This is a genomic window from Deltaproteobacteria bacterium, from assembly GCA_016208165.1.
Classification (GTDB): domain Bacteria; phylum Desulfobacterota; class Desulfarculia; order JACQYL01; family JACQYL01; genus JACQYL01.
Genome location: JACQYL010000079.1, coordinates 24,319 through 39,696, shown reverse-complemented (window position 1 = coordinate 39,696; position 15,378 = coordinate 24,319). Strand labels below are relative to the sequence as shown.

The following is a 15,378-nucleotide window of genomic DNA, read 5'->3' as shown; positions in this document are numbered from 1 at the left end:
TGTGGGCGTCGATCGTTTCGGCCAACCTGCTCACGCTCGCCAGGCCAAGCACTGCGGAATAACCCGCGGGAGAAACATGGTTACTGCTCGTGCATTGAGCATCCCAGGATACGTGTGTCATCATAGCCGCCTGTATTGACGAATGAAGCCGGAAAGCATCGGCACACCCAATAGATCATTCTATGGGGCCGGCAACCACCGATCCCGACCCCAACTATAAGTCCGAAATCGGGTCTTTATGGACAGACACTAGCCTAAGATTCCATCCTTGGTGTCATAGTAGTACATGTGAAATATCCCCTTGTCATCGATTTCGTCTGGAGTATCCCATATCCACATACTTCCTCCCAATTTGAATCTTAGACCCGGGGTATCGCTGCTATAATCACCCACCATATACGGCTCGGTCATGACCCGCCAGCCGCCATTCCACTCGCTGGCCGTTACTCTTCGAAAGGCGCCTTGTCTAAAAAGCCCATATTCGTATTTGTCGGTCTCTTTTGTTACTATTTTGATATCGCTGCCGCATTCTTGCCACGGATCTCCTTGTTCCACATCCTTCTTTAGTTGCGCGACATCGTTTGAAAGATTTTCCAGGGAGGTTAGCAGCTCTCCCAATTTCTTTGCGTTGAGGGCTATCTCGCTTATTATCTCGATGTTTTTGGCTGCCTCGTCCTTCATTTTGACGATCTCCGCGGTTACGGCTTTTGCAGTGCTGCTTTCCAGTGCGTTGATAGCTGCTGCGTAGCTAACCAGGCCGGAAACCACCATAAAGGTGAACGCACCTCCGAGAAAATACCACCACTTTCCTTTCTTGATAAGAAGATAATCCTTTTCCAACTTCTGTACTAACTCGTTTACGTCCATGATGACCTCCTTTTCACTTCTAATCGACAAGAATCATGACAAGGCCGTCAGACGCAGTCGCTGAACATAGAATAGTCCAAGATTGTTGTATGAGCGTGATGGAACGTCACTTCATTGTGGATAATAGGGGGTTGATTTTGTGCGCTTCCAGTCTTCAACAGGCAATGCATGATCCGATGCAATCTGTCTGCCACTGCCGACAGCCCGTCTCACACCGCCGATCGGTTTAGCTCAAGTTTCTTCGCCGCCGCCTCACTGGGGGATCAAGGCCCGGCCAAGACAAGGCGTTGCAGCCTCAAGCCGCCGTTCCGCCAGGCGATCAACAAACCGGTCTTGTCGGTATCGTCACGGAAGGTGCTGCCCCGTTCGAGATCCCTCGGCAGGCGATGCGATGCAACGCCCCCGGCGCATCGATGTGTGCTTCTCGTGGCATGAGGTTCACATATTCTGCATGATGAAACCAAGAAACGCGCAAATTCAACACTGTACCCCTTTTTCCGCATAGCTAATTAACTGCCCGAATGATGAAATTAAGTGCCACATTTATTGGGCGCGTCTCCGAGTCCCAGTTCTCGGCAGTGTGTTTGTGCGCGCCGTCCCTCTCAGTTGTCTGCTCCCCGTTAATATACCCCCGGTTGCCTCCAACGCCTTGCCAATTGATGTCCCTATCTCCTCCGTCCTTGAAGAATCGACCAGAAAGTCTATGACTGTGCATAGATTCTTCTGCATCGCTTTGACTTATTTCGAAAGCTCTATTCTTGGGTTTCCCGGTTGAGCAAACCTCTGGATCACCGACTATCCGGGATGATCCTTCTTTATCCACCTTGCCTTGCGGGTCCAGCCCTCTGAGAAAGTATCCTTGCAGGTCCGGTAGCATTACCTTGCCATCAGGGGAACGAAGTTTCGGATTCGTATTCGTCAAGTGTCCTTTCAGCTCTTGGTATTGCTCCGGGACCTCGGCACCATTACAAAGCAGATATCCTGGAGGTGAGACGGTTCCATAGTAGGGAAGAACAGTTCCTATCGGTATACTGCTTTTCCCGTCACCTATCGTCGCCACGAATCGGATTTTTGGCCAGAGTTCGAGTGTGTCCCCACCAATTGCTATGCGATACACAGAAACTCCCCCACATAGTGCTATAAGCAATAGCACGATGGCAATCGTCCATCCGATTAAGTCTTTCGGCAAATAAGCCTTTATTCTTTCATAAATCTCTTTTACCATATGGGCGTTCCTCCTTTTCTCCCACCTACGAAAGTGGACTCAATATGAAGACCACTTTCCCATTTCGAACATCCTCCCTTATTTGGCCTCTCCGTGACGATAAAACCAATAACCAAGGACGACGGGCACAAATGAAAGGCCAAGCAGCAGGAGGAACCACCACTGGTTAAGCCAACGATTAAGTATAAATCCTGTGATACCTGAAGAAAATAAAACCAGCGTTAACGCGCCAAGAAGCGATAGGGTTATCCTTCTCTCCTTCCTCATCATTCGTATCAAGCGATGCATGAGGAGCACGGGAAAGCGAAGAACCAGTTTGACCTTCTTATGACTAAAGAAATTCCATCTATTCCTCGGCCCTCCCAAAGCACCCTCTAGCATCCCCCAGAGAACAACATACGCCTGAGTGATGTACTGACCGAGAATCTTCATAGGTACCTGACCGTTTTCCCCAAAAACAGTTTGGGAGCCCATGGCCATATCCCTCAAACACTCACCTCGATCCGCCTTCCGCTTTTCTTTCATGGACTCTGCAGCAAGTTTTTTCGCCTTGTCCGACACGAGTACCGGATTCGCAGCCTCGGCCAGCGTGCCGTCCGCTCCGCACGTGCCCCAACTTATCTCTTGAAAGTATATGTCTTCGTACAAACCCTTCAGGTCCTGATTCACCGCCTCGTGCTGTCCGCACAAAATCAGCTTCTCTCCAAACTGTTTAAATGCAGCTTTCTGTGACGTTTCAGTGCCTTTGTTCAGCTCTGTCAGAAAAGATGTCCATGCATCATCCAGTTGCTGACGGACGGTTTGGGGGCAGTCTTGAAGGATGGTATCAAGATATGCTGGAGTCATTAGTTTGGCTAACCCTTGGCCTTGTGATGAAATCCTTTTGAAAGCTTCGTCGTCCAGGAGCGAGCAGATTATCTGACATATCCCGTCCACTCTTCCCCACAGGAGGTCGTTGGATCGCCAATCGCGGCGGAAGAAGGCAGCAAAATGAGCGAGATCGTCACCGGTTACTTTCTTTTCCGGAGCAAGGGCCGATAGTCCCGTTTTTGCGTCACTCGGACTGATTCGCACCAATTTGATTTCGTCCAATTCATGGATACCACAGGTGAACTCAAGAGGGAAAAAGACCCGGTCGAGGGCCTCGAATTGTTCAAAACAGCTGTTACTGCCACACCATTCGGAAACCACTCTTTTCAGTACCTGTTCAATAACCTGGAGTATCGTAGACGTTGCCTCCGCTGCCTCGGCCGGCATGTTCGTTTCGGCTGAGTCCTCTCTCCGAGCAGCCTCCGCCGCTTCGGAGAGCGCTCTGCTGGAAATTGGACCAGTTTCCCTATTACCTAAATCCTGCACCGACAAGGGGGGAACCTTCCAGAGTTCCTCGCACAGAGACTTCCATGCAGGTCTATCCGAAGAAAGGAATCGTTGAAAACGTTTCAAAACATCCAGAGCATCTGCTTTCCCTGACCGAACCAGCACCGGCAAGATGTTGTCGCGGAGACTAAAGAGCAGATCACGACCAAGTTTGAGAAGCTTTACGATACGACTTGTCGCCTTCAGAGCTATCTTGGTCTTCTCCGGGTCTCCACCCCCTTTTTGAAAGGCGTCATACATTTTGTAAAGGAAATGAAACGCGCGCCGAAGGTGGAAGTCGATGTCGCAGCCTGCAATCTGTTCCTCCCCCCGGGGAGTTCCTCTGATACTGATAAGTTGATTTCTAAAGTCTTCGCAGAGATCCCGCGCTGACGGCGCTATGTGATCGCCAGCGGAGGGCACGGCGTCTATTTCGAGAAGCAGCGAACGCACAATGCTTTCGATGCGCGTTTCCCAATAAGCCTGTTCCTGTACTGGCGCCTCAATCAGATCTTGGGATTTCCCAAGCCGGCCCGCGATCTTCGCTTTAAGTCCTTTCAGCCAGCCTATGCGCGCGTTGTGTTCTCGCAATCGATCAAGGTCTTCGAAGATACTCTGATGAGAGGGAATAGTGGTGAGGGATGCCAGCGCCGTGCCGACCGGGTTGCCCAGTTTCCCCTCTTCTTGCTTTGTGAGCTGAGTAAAGTGCTCCGGGTCCGGCTCGACATAGAAAAGCCTCCGATCCACAATGCCGTACGGCACCCTGTAGAATATGGCCCGAACCACCGGCCCGAAGGGTTTATTGTTCAAAACGCCGCCGTCCACATAGACGTGCTGAAGATTCCGGAGGTCTTTGAGCCCGCCACACCATTCGAGAGCCTTTTGGACCTCCTCCCTGTGATCCGCCTGGATTTGATCTAGACGGAATGGAGGAAAGGCGACAGGAAAGGTCGAGGTTATTCGCGCAATAGAGGCGAGTATGGTAGCCTGTTTCTCCATCAGTCTTTTGTCTTTCTTGGAGCAAGGCGCGCCGTCTGCTTTCAGGTCTGCCCCTTCTTCAGGATTCAGGCCGATACGTCTCCTTCCCGGGCGGTACTTGAGCTGAAACACCACGCGATGGCTCTTATCTTCGATCTCTTGACCCAGCGTATCCCACCACGTATTGATGTGTCCCGCCAAGTCCGTACCCGTGATGAAAACGTCCATCTCCCCGCTGCTTACCTCCGATGCTTGTCCGTCTTCCAGGAGTTCTTTGAACGCTTCTTCAAGCCGCTCCTGATAATAGTGTTCCCCATCGAGAAGCGACTCGGCGTTTTGGGCTTTGGAGACCGGCCTCATCAGTACGCCCAGATCTCCATGTTCCCGCCACAATTTGGCTGTTTTACCAAATTCGCTCCCGGCCTCAAGTGCAGCGGCCAGCAACAAGCCGTTGATTCCGCCTGCAGAACTCCCGGCTATGACATCCACAACGGCTCTGGCATCGAGGAGCTTGAGTATCAGCTTGAAGATCCCTCTTCCTTTCACCAGGTCGAAGAAGGCTCGTGTGACCCCGTTTTCATACACAGCCAGTGATACTCCACCGTAAAGAACCAGTGCGATCCGGACCTCACGGCTCGCGTCTTCATCCGTAACCGACTCGTTCCCTTTGACCTCCTCTTCCACGGATCTTCCCCCCTATTTGCAGAAATCGATTACACTCGCCCTAACGCTGGTTCGCGGATTTCTCTAGCGGCCGCGGTTATCGCCCCCAATCTTCCTGGGGTGCTCTCTGAGATGTTGGAAAGAGTATTCGATCACTGCTCCGCCGTACCATTTTGTATTATGCCGTCCAATTTGTGGGAAGGTTCAGCGTTCTATATAGGTCGGCGAACATGTTCAAGGCATTCCCGCGATGCTGCTTAACCGCTTCCTGAAACTTGAACCAGTGGGAAGATGCAAAGTCTTCCTTGGCCCAAAAGCGGTCAAAAATATCATCTTCATATTCCAACTCATGTATGGCTTCAGCCCACCATCTCTTCTTGTCATAGTTCGGAATGCCGGGACAGATATCGAGGTAAGCGTTCTTGCGGCCTTGAGCCGGTTCAACTCCCGTCGGATAGGGTGACGGTGGTTCATCCTCAAACGTTTCACGTTTCGTAGCGGCGGACAGCAATTGTTTCAATGTCTTCCACTCATCGTCCAATCTGTCTTCGGGCATCTTGTTGTGTTCGCCATACGCTTTGAAGATGCACTCCGCCGCCTCCATAAATCGCTCATTATTGTCAATCCGCGAATGGCGAAGCCGGGGATCCGCCCATTGCAGCCCCACCGTATCCGGATCGTGAAGAAAATCAGCATGACAGATATTGGGTATAATCGATCCGGAAACGCCGGGTTTCCTGTTAAACGGATGTTTCAGACCAACAAAACTCTGGTGGGACCATGTGTCGGCATACGCGTGCGTTGCAACGCCCATGAGATAGGGGTTTTCTGAAGCCATGGCCAAACGTAGAAGTTTTTGTGCGTTTCGACTGTTAGGCGCGGTGTTAAAGGAATGAGCATACGGTTCCATGACGCGTTCTTCCGGTACTTCGTCGGGAAAAGCAGGTATGAAATGAAAGAGCGGGTAGATGGTCTGCCGCTTTTGAGATGGTTTGCTTATGTCCATGGTCTGTGAAACCTCGGAGATATAGTGACCTCCATCTTTATAGTTCACATAGTAGTGTCTTGTGTTGTCATCCACGTACTGATTGGAATACGCCATAATTTCGGCGTCAGCGTCATTAAAGCCGGCCCTTTGAGCCAACATAAACGATATGTAATAGTGGAATTCAATATCCATTGAAGGCTCGTTCTTTGTGAAATCCGTCGCAATTTAGACAGACATTCATTGTTGGCACTGGCTGCAGGGTTTTTAAAGATCCCAAGGCCTAAAGGGAGGATGATGCCTTGGCAGCCTCGGATCCGTCCTCAAACAAGATATCTTAGGCGCCACACCCCCTCAGGCATGACATCCCACCAACAAAAAAACCGCCTTCCCCCTTTTCCAGGCAACCCGGCTGTCTCGATGAGACCCGTGGTTTTCCGTCTCTTGATCGCTCGGGATTTGGCTTTATCTGGATTAAAATCGTGTCAAAGCCTATTTCGTTGAGATAAATACTATCATACCTGATCTAATTGCGCAATAACGTCTATTGGTCATACTAATAGCGTAAAATCGTCATATACTTTTGATTGGGTAAGCGGGAAGTCGTCATTGTTTCTAAGTGAACGGAACGGGGAATGCGAAGAGGAGGTCTGGGGGGATGGTGTTCTTTCGGGGTTTCGGGCAAGGATGATCAAGGGAAGGTAGCAGTATGGTGAGCGATGAGCATCCCGTAGGGGCCAGGGAGAAACGAGACCTGCCCATGTCACCCCATCAAGTTGTGTGATTTGATCCGCAGGGTAGGGCCTCTTGCTGCTGCACAGCACGGACAACGAGTTGTCCGCGCCACCCGGCGAGGTGCCCCCGCAAGTCCGTTTCTATTTGAACAGTATGGGGGCGCGGGGCGCAGAGGAAATCATGATATCGTGCGCGGTGCGACACCCCCGAGGGACCGGCTCTAAATTACAGGAGAGGTTTACGGATGTTCCGAACGAGGTTGCAGCTTAGCTCGGCGGGATAGGACCTCTTGTTGCTTCGCAACGTGGACAAGCGAGTTGTCCACGCCACCCTGAAAAGGTGGCCCTGGGGGCCGGTTCTACTTGAATATAACCGGAAATGCCCGATGCAGTGAAACCGAGCACCCTTCAAGGGTCCGGCCATATCGCGGATGCGCTATCTGCACTAGGGTCATCCTGCAGGCCGTCGTCGGCCGGCGGGATGACCCTCACTCAAAATGTTTTGGGAAGGATTAGTCCCGCTGCGGCGGGATTTTTCAAAAGGGTTTCCCGAACATCTCCCAACAGTCCGTTGAAAAACCCTGGTTGTTGCAGGTTGATAAAAAACGATGAGATGCAAGGCGCGCAAGTCCAGAGGAATGAGGCGTACGTAGAGTACGTCGCAGTGACGAAGGATGAAGCGCAACGCCGCAGATCGCGTTTTTCAGCAGCCTGCTGAAATCTACATCTTTCCTGCTAAAACCCGCCCGATGATCATGCGTTGCACTTCCGAGGTGCCTTCCACGATCTGGAGGAATTTCGAAGAGCGGTAATAGCGGGACACGGGGTATTCGTCCATGCAGCCGTAGCCGCCGTGGATCTGAACAGCGTCGCTGGCCGCTTTTTCGGCCATTTCGGAAGCGTAGAGCTTGGCCGCCGCGGCCTCGAATATGTATTTCCTTTTATGATCCTTGAGCCAGGCCGCTTTGAGCATGAGGTTGCGGGCGAGTTCGATGGACACGGCCATGTCGGCGAGTTTGAACGACACGGCCTGGTGCTCGAAAATGGGTTTGCCGAACTGGGTGCGTTCCTGGGCGTATTTCAAGGACGCGTCCAGGCACGCTTGAGCCAGACCTATGGACATGGCGGCCAGGCTGACGCGGCCGGTCTGGAGGGCCGCCAGGTGCTGAGCGAATCCCCGTTCGGGATCGCCCAAGAGATTGGCGGCCGGGATGCGGCAGTGGTCCAAAATGATCTCGTGGGTGGCGGACGCGTGCCAGGCCATTTTCTCGTACCGTTTACCCAAGCTGAATCCGGGCGCGGTTTTGGGCACGATGAACGTGGATATGGCGGGGGAACCGTTTTTCTGGACCCCGGTGCGAGCCGCCACGATCACCATGGATGAAGTATCCATGCCGATGTTGGTGATGAACTGCTTGGCGCCGTCCAGGACCCATTCGTCTCCGTCTTTTCGGGCCGTGGTGCGAAGGGAGGCCGCGTCCGAGCCCGTGTCCGCTTCCGTCAGGCCGAAGGCGCCGATTTGAGTTCCCCGGGCGATGGGAACGAGCCACTCCTGCTGCTGTTCCTCGGTTCCGAAGGCAAACAGTTCCTCGCCCACCACGCTGGTGGTCACCTCGAGGCACGCCGCGACCGTGATGTCGCCCCGGGCGATCTCCTCGATGCACAGGTGCATGCCGACCCAGTCGCCTCCGCTGCCGCCGCAGGTTTCCGGAAACGGGATGCCCATCATCCCCAGTTCGGCCATCCGCGCGTAGATGTCGTAGGGGTATGCTCCCGTGCGCTCCATCTCTTCGGCCCGGGGCGCGATCACTTCGTCCGCGAAATCCCGGGACATCTCCCGGATCATGCGATGCTCTTCAGTCAGGTCGAAATCCATTATCCAGTCCGCTTTCGTGATCGTCTTATCAACGGGGGGAAACTTTTTCCAACGTTTCCCCCCGATCCCCCCTTCAAAACCCTTCAAGCAGGCGCCACCCTTCGACCGGTTCGACGGGCTCACGGCTTTCAGCAAGCTCACGGCAGGCTCCTGCGGGAGGCGCTCACAGCATGATGACCGTGCGAGGGGAAACCGCGTATTGCAGCGGGTCATCCCGCAGGCCGGCACCGGCCTGCGGGATGACCCGAATTTAGAAGTCTTGGGAGGGGGTCGGGGAACCCTTCTTCAGAAGGGTTCCCCAAATACCCTCTCAAAGGATATATTTATACCAGCAAACGATCCCTGTGGCTACTTTTCGTCTTCGTAGAATTTAGCCACATTGGGCGCGTGCTTCATGGCCACGGCCTGAACTTTTCCCAGGGTCTGCTGCACGAACTGGAGTTCCGCTTCGGACAGGGGCGCCCACTTGATGAACTCCTGGTTTTCCCACCAGTTGTCCTTCGTCTTGATGGGCGGACGCGTACTGCCCGGGAAAGCCATCCAGTTGGTGGGAGACGTTCGGATCAGACACTCGCGATGCCGCTCGTGAGGAAAGGCCTTCATGTTCTGGGAACGGCTGTAGTATTTCAATTCGCCCGGAGGGCCGATGGGAATGCCGATGACGGCGCTCGATCCGGGAAGGAAACCCGTGGCCGCCGCCGCGGCGCCGCAGGTGCCCATGGCCCGGTTGTCGAGGCGGTACTGATTCAGGGCCGCGCACGCGAAATCGCAGGCCGCGGCAAAATCCATGACTTTCCACGCGCACGAGGGACCGCTCCACAGCAGGCCTGGACTCTTGTGTTCCTTGGTGTACCGGTTGAACTCGGCGCAGCTTTCGAATCCGCAGGCTCCGCAATCCCAACCCATTTCGGAAACGGTCAGGTCCGCACCCAGAAGGAGCACGGCGATGCCCTCTCCACTGTCCACGAAATGCTTGATGGTCTCGTAATCGAAGGACATGACCGGAGAAATGGGCGCCACCTCGCCATAGAACTCGATAATGGGCCGCAAGTCTTCTCCCGTGACGATTTCCGTTTTGAGGGTCAGCCTGGCCGTGAGTTGAGGCGCGCGATAGGCCGCGACCGTCGCCAGTTTGGCCGCCTGGAGTAATCCCTCCCGGGCCGCTTCTATTCCACGAATTCTGGCCATGCTATTCCTCCTTCTTCTTCGGGTATTGGGTCCGATAGTCGAAATTGATGCCCGACGCGGTCTGCCGGTTGCACACGAAATTCTTCCGGGTGTTGTCGATCATCTTATCCATGTTCACCAGGTGGTAATCGATATTGATGTCCTGATACGGGTTCTTGGACAGGGTCGCCATGGGCATGCCCACGACAATGGCCGAATTGGGACAGTATCCGAGTTTCATGCCGGCCAGGCCGACGCTCATGAAGGGGCGGGCGTCCACCAGAAGCGTTTGAGCCATCCACGCCGCGGAAGCCCACGCGTATCCCAGGTCGTCGACCCGGGCCCCGCACAACGGGCCCTGGATGGGCGTTTCGCTGCGGCGATCCGTTATGTCGATGAGTCCGTCCTTGGTTTTGCGCCGGGTATAGAGAAACGAGCAGCCCTGGGCTCCGCCGCACAGACCGCAATTGGCGTCCAGAGGCGTTTCGTGGGCGCGGTAGTTCCCCAGGAACAGGATCACGTCCGACTCGCGCACCATGACGGCTTCGTTGAGAAAACGCTGTTTCCAGCGTTCGTTGGTGTAGGCCAGTTCTTCCATCTTACGCGCCACCTTCTCGAGCTCCTCCTGACCGTACACCAGATGTGCCTCGACCTGCGGCACGCCGCCGGCCACGGGAGCCGTCAGCGCCGCGTTCATGCACAACTTGGCCGCCAATATCGTGGCTTCACGACGCCGCAAGTCCTGAGCGGAGTGTCGCGGCCAGTCGTTGACATACTCCTCGCCTCGCAACTGATCGTACTTCTCCATAGTACCCTCCTTTGGTTGTTGGGTTAGCGAGCGCAGCGAGCGTAACCCAACGTATCCGGACCTATTTGTTGGGTTTCGTTCCTCAACCCAACCTTGTGCCTTATGTTTTCGGAGGGGCGAATCACGATTCGCCCCTACATGTCACCGATCACAATCCCCGGTCATTCCCTGCAACACGGGCGCATCCGCGGACCATTTGTTGGGTTTCGCGATGCTCAACCCAACCTACATGCCTACGCGCCTTACGCCTTCGAGGGGGCGAATGGCAATTCGCCCCTACATGCCGCCCGTGGCGACGCCCCGGTGATTCCTTGCGATACGGGCCTATTTGTTGGGTTTCGTACCTCAACCCAACCTACAGGCCTCGTCATCCACTCCCCGGAGATCCGACCTTGCCCCAGGTCTCCCCGCGGCACGCGGGGTGACCCAACGTAAAACGTTTTGGGAGGGGCTCGGGGAACCTTTTTTCAAAAGGGTTCCCCGAATACTCTGCGATTTCATATTTTCAGAATATGCACGCACATGGCGGCGGCGTCGCCTCCGATGAGGCCTCCGCCGTTCTGCACGAGGCCCACTTTAGGGCCCCGGACCTGTCTTGGACCCGCATGGCCGCGAAGCTGGGTCACCACTTCGTGGATCATGGCCAGGCCGGTGGCTCCCACGGGATGCCCTTTGCACTCGAGGCCCCCGCTCGTATTGATGGGCATGGCGCCGCCGATTTCCGTACGCCCTTCGTCCAGGTACCGGGGTGCTTCACCGTGGGGACAAAAGCCCAGTTCCTCGAAATAGATCAGCTCCGCCGGGGAGAAAGCGTCGTGCAATTCCGCCAGGTCGATGTCCTCGGGGCCGATGCCCGCGATTTCGTAGGCTTCCTGAGCGGCCATCTGCACGGCCGTGGGAGACGGCCGGTCGATGGCCAGATCCTGGTACGCTCCGGAAGACATACCGCTGCTCGCAATGAACACGGGGTCCGACCGGTATTGGGCGGCGATGTCGCCGGCGCACAGAATGGCGGCGGCCCCGCCGTCGCCGATGGGCGAACACATGTACAGGGTCAGCGGGTCGGCGATGAGTTTCGAGTTCAACACCTCCTCGATAGTGACCTCATGCCGGATCTGTGCGTGCGGATTGAGGCAACCGTTCCGGTGGTTCTTCACGGCCACCTTGGCCAGGTGTTCCCGGGTGCAGCCCGTGTCGTGCATGTAGCGTTTGGCTTCCATGGCGTACATGCCCGGAAAGAACACGCCCATATTGCCTTCTGTCATCACGTCCGTGCACGAAGCCAGGGCCCTGGTGGTTTTGGCGGTGTCATCGATGTACAGCTTTTCGAAACCCACGGCCAGGGCGATATCGTACACTCCCGACGCCACGGCGAGCCAGGCCTCGCGAAACGAGGTGGAAGACGACGCACAGGCATTGGGCGTATTGATGACCGCCTTGCCCGCCAGGCCCATCTCCCGCATGACCACTTGTCCGCGAACGTCTTCCTGCCCGGACAGCAGCCCTTCGACCGAATTGCCGCAGTAGATCACTTCGATGTTCCGGGGATCGACGCCCGCGTCGCGGATGGCCGCCCAGCCGGCTTCCCGGGCCAGGTCCTTGAGCGACAGCTCGGGATGCTTGCCGAACTTCGTCATGCCTATGCCGATGACGGCTACGTTTCTTGCCGGTTTACCCATATCTGATTCCTTCCCGGTTTATTTCGTCGCGCGACCTGCGGGTCGAAAGGTATACCCCACCAGCGGCTCGCCGTTCTTGCCCCGATACACGGGTTCGAAAGCCATTTCCATGTCCATGCCGATGCTCAACGCGTCCTCTTCCGGAGGGCAACCGGTAATCACGGCAAAAATGCGCACCTGTTCCGGCAGGTCGACCTTGCCCATGACGTAGGGCGCTTTGAACCCCTCGGGAGCCATCTGGTTGATCGAAAAGGAAAAGAGCTTGCCCCGCTTGCTGAGGGGGATTTCTTCGATGCCGTCGTCCGCTAGACAACTCGGACAGATCTTGCGTTTGGGGAAGGATACCATTCCGCAGTGAGCGCATTTCGAGCCCAGCAGATAGCCCTTGTCGAGGTCCCCGTCCGGGAGTTCAAACAGCCCTTCCGCCGTCTTTTTGGGTTGGTTTCCCATGTCGTGTCTTCCTTGGGTGCAGAAACGGTGTGTATTGTGTTGTACTGAGGGAAACTCTGAACATCCCGCCGGAGGCGGGACTCGGGCTCCCTATACACGGCCGCACCGCCTTCGGCGGAGCGGCTCACTGTGTCGTGTGAGTTCCGTTAACGAGTGTATGCAAGCCGAGGCCGGCACACAACTACTTGGTCCAGGTGGAAGCCGCGTCCTTGTCCGGCGCAACGCCACAGGTGGGCGGCAACGCTTTCCCCTGGCGCGTCATGCCGATGCGCTCGTAGTACTTGTCCGGAATCTTGTCCGGATCCTTGTAGATGTGATAGATGCACGGATCGCCGGGCTTTTTCGGGAACGGAGACGCGTGCACCCACAATTGCGCTCCGGGCCCGCCGTAAAACAACGGAGCGATCTCGTGCACCCAGGGGCAGTGGGAACAATAGACCGGCAGATTCTCCTCTCCCCAGGTGTGGGGCCCGGCCTTTTTCAGCTTCCGGTACCCGAATGGTCCGTCGTAGGCGCCCATGTTGATCAATCGGCCGCCGCTGCCGCACTGTTTCATGGTCAGGATGATCTTCTCGTCGTCCTCTTCGAACGTGGTTCCAGGATACATGCTATGTTGTCTCCAAAGGTCTACAATCCACTCGATATATCCTTTAAGCCCCTTTTCCTGCATAATCTGTTCTTTGACTTTCATAATGGGGAGGGCCCAGCCCGATTGCCCGTGACAGGCCGTATCCTTGACCGCCTTGACGGCGGCGTCTTCCCCCCAGTTATCATAAATATGGGAAAGCAGGGCCGTAATCCAGTGTAGATAGAGGTCATGAATAGCATCCTTGGTTCCGTCGTGCCTTCGTATCCATTGATTCGCCTTTTCAATGTCGCCTTTCTCCAAGGCCTCCATCGTCAAGCCCATGAAGTCTTTGGAGAATTCCTCGAGTTCCGCTTGGGTGAAAAGTCTTTCCGCCATTTTTTCCTCCAAAATTAAGAGTTAATAAGAACGGATATTGGGAGCTACTTCTTCTCGTACAGCGCCTCGATGAACTTCGTTTTCTTCGTCGATCGTTCGATGGAGTTCGGCTTTACCCAGGTGATGGAGGGCCGCAGCTCTTTCTCAAGACCCGGCAGATCGCTCTCCGTAACGTTTTCACTGTGCTCGATCTTGAGCTTTAATGGAGGAACCACACGCGGAGGCGGCTCGTCCAGAAGAACCTTGAAAGCCCCGGTCACCCGCGGAATGAACGTGTGGATGACGCCCTGGATGCCGGCGGGATAGACGGGTACGCCCTTGACTTTGAGCATGTCGTCGGCGCGCCCCACGATCTTGTACCGGAAGCCCGACTTGCCGCAGGCGCAGGTGTCCGTGAATACCTGATGGATGTCCATCAGCGTGTATCGCAGGCTGAAAAAGAAATGTCCGTATTGCGGTTCGAGGGGCGTGAACACGGCCAGACCCGTGGCCCCGTTCTCGAAGGGGACCGGCTGGAAGGTTTCCGGATCCACCAGTTCGTAATAGCAGTAGTCGTCCGCCACCCAGTGCATGCCCTGGTAGATTGGATGTTCGCACGAGCATCCATAGCCTGCGCCCACGTCGAACAGCCTGGCCCGGTATTCCCCCTCGAGGCGTTGGCGCACCTCGGGAATACCGGCGCCCGGTTCGCCGCCGCAAAACAGAATCCGGATGCCCAGTTCCCCGACGCCATGCCCGAGGACTTCCGGGGCGCGTTCCACCAAGTGAAGCGCGAGAGAGGGCGTGCCGGTGAATATGGTGGGCTTGAAGACCTTGAAGAAGTTGAGCAGCCTTTCGGCGCCCGCCTCCGCGCCCATGGGAATAATGGTCAATCCGGGCAGGGTGCGGAACCAGAACATCTGCGGCGTGCCCGCCGCGTGCATGCTGAGGCCGAAACAGAGGGCCAGACGGTCGCCGGGTCTCATGCCCACGCGCCATCCCATGCGTCCAAAGATGTCGGCCACCCGGTCGAGCCCTGACTTGAATAACGGGTAGGGAGTCGGAATGCCCGTGGTTCCGGACGTGGACGTAAGCAGGAACAGGTCTTTGAATCGTTCCTCGCCGAACAGATCCGTGTACACTTTGGGCAGGTCCAATCCTCCTTCGGACATGGCGTCGCGATAGTCGGCCTGTCCAATGTGCGGTATGGCGCGGGCGAAATCGTCAAAGGAATGGATGTCCTCGGGACGCACCCCGGCCCGGTCCATGCGCCGCCGCTCGAAGGGCACCTTGTCGTAAAAGAAACGGAGCGCCTCCTTCAATTTGCTCCACTGCAGCTCGCGCATCCGGGGCGTGTTGAGCTGCGGTTCCACCTCCATGTTGAAATACGGTTGGTCCACGTTCATAAGCTTCCCTCGGTTTCTTCAGCAAAGCGGGATCATGTGGAAGTCGTTGTTGCGCGCGCTTGGGGAGTTATATACCAAGAGTCGTGCCAACTCCGACGCCGGCATCGGGACGCCGCCTTATTCGTATAATCTATGATTTAAATGGGTTACAAAAAATGGAGAATGAAAGGCGATGGCCGGACCGAACGCGTTTTCGCGCAAATGCGAACGTTTTACGCAGTCCTGCGAAACGGTTGATACG

11 protein-coding genes and 1 riboswitch are annotated in these 15,378 nt (G+C 55.6%); all 11 genes read right to left on the bottom strand.

Annotated features, from left to right (window positions below; genetic code table 11):
- Positions 1-249: 249 nt before the first annotated feature.
- The 11 genes from HY788_15970 to HY788_15920 all read right to left on the bottom strand — a co-directional run bounded on the left by HY788_15970 (position 250) and on the right by HY788_15920 (position 15,137).
- The gene (locus tag HY788_15970) at positions 250-867 is read right to left on the bottom strand and encodes a hypothetical protein (protein MBI4775639.1); all 618 of its coding nucleotides are present in this window, start codon (positions 865-867) and stop codon (positions 250-252) included.
- A gap of 505 nt (positions 868-1,372) precedes the next feature.
- Positions 1,373-2,092 (bottom strand): tail fiber protein, encoded by a 720-nt coding sequence (locus HY788_15965; protein ID MBI4775638.1) that lies wholly within the window; start codon positions 2,090-2,092, stop codon positions 1,373-1,375.
- A gap of 78 nt (positions 2,093-2,170) precedes the next feature.
- Positions 2,171-5,110 carry a patatin-like protein gene (locus HY788_15960; GenBank protein ID MBI4775637.1) on the bottom strand — a complete coding sequence of 980 codons (2,940 nt, stop codon included), beginning with the start codon at positions 5,108-5,110 and terminating at the stop codon, positions 2,171-2,173.
- A gap of 157 nt (positions 5,111-5,267) precedes the next feature.
- Positions 5,268-6,269 carry a hypothetical protein gene (locus tag HY788_15955; protein MBI4775636.1) on the bottom strand — a complete coding sequence of 334 codons (1,002 nt, stop codon included), beginning with the start codon at positions 6,267-6,269 and terminating at the stop codon, positions 5,268-5,270.
- 204 nt (positions 6,270-6,473) lie between these two features.
- Positions 6,474-6,548, bottom strand: a riboswitch (cyclic di-GMP riboswitch).
- A 981-nt stretch (positions 6,549-7,529) separates the two neighbouring features.
- Positions 7,530-8,684: an acyl-CoA dehydrogenase family protein gene (locus HY788_15950; GenBank protein ID MBI4775635.1), complete on the bottom strand. Its 1,155-nt coding sequence runs from the start codon at positions 8,682-8,684 to the stop codon at positions 7,530-7,532.
- A gap of 348 nt (positions 8,685-9,032) precedes the next feature.
- The gene (locus HY788_15945) at positions 9,033-9,872 is read right to left on the bottom strand and encodes a hypothetical protein (GenBank protein MBI4775634.1); all 840 of its coding nucleotides are present in this window, start codon (positions 9,870-9,872) and stop codon (positions 9,033-9,035) included.
- Position 9,873: 1 nt separating this feature from the next.
- Positions 9,874-10,659 (bottom strand): hypothetical protein, encoded by a 786-nt coding sequence (locus HY788_15940; protein ID MBI4775633.1) that lies wholly within the window; start codon positions 10,657-10,659, stop codon positions 9,874-9,876.
- Positions 10,660-11,156: 497 nt separating this feature from the next.
- On the bottom strand, positions 11,157-12,338 hold the full coding sequence (locus HY788_15935) for a thiolase family protein (GenBank protein ID MBI4775632.1): 1,182 nt from the start codon (positions 12,336-12,338) through the stop codon (positions 11,157-11,159).
- Positions 12,339-12,356: 18 nt separating this feature from the next.
- Positions 12,357-12,788, bottom strand: a complete 432-nt coding sequence (locus HY788_15930; protein ID MBI4775631.1) for a Zn-ribbon domain-containing OB-fold protein — start codon at positions 12,786-12,788, stop codon at positions 12,357-12,359.
- A 181-nt stretch (positions 12,789-12,969) separates the two neighbouring features.
- A complete protein-coding gene (locus HY788_15925) occupies positions 12,970-13,752 on the bottom strand; it encodes a hypothetical protein (protein MBI4775630.1) in 783 nt (260 codons plus the stop codon).
- 44 nt (positions 13,753-13,796) lie between these two features.
- Positions 13,797-15,137 (bottom strand): AMP-binding protein, encoded by a 1,341-nt coding sequence (locus tag HY788_15920; GenBank protein MBI4775629.1) that lies wholly within the window; start codon positions 15,135-15,137, stop codon positions 13,797-13,799.
- Positions 15,138-15,378 lie beyond the last annotated feature (241 nt).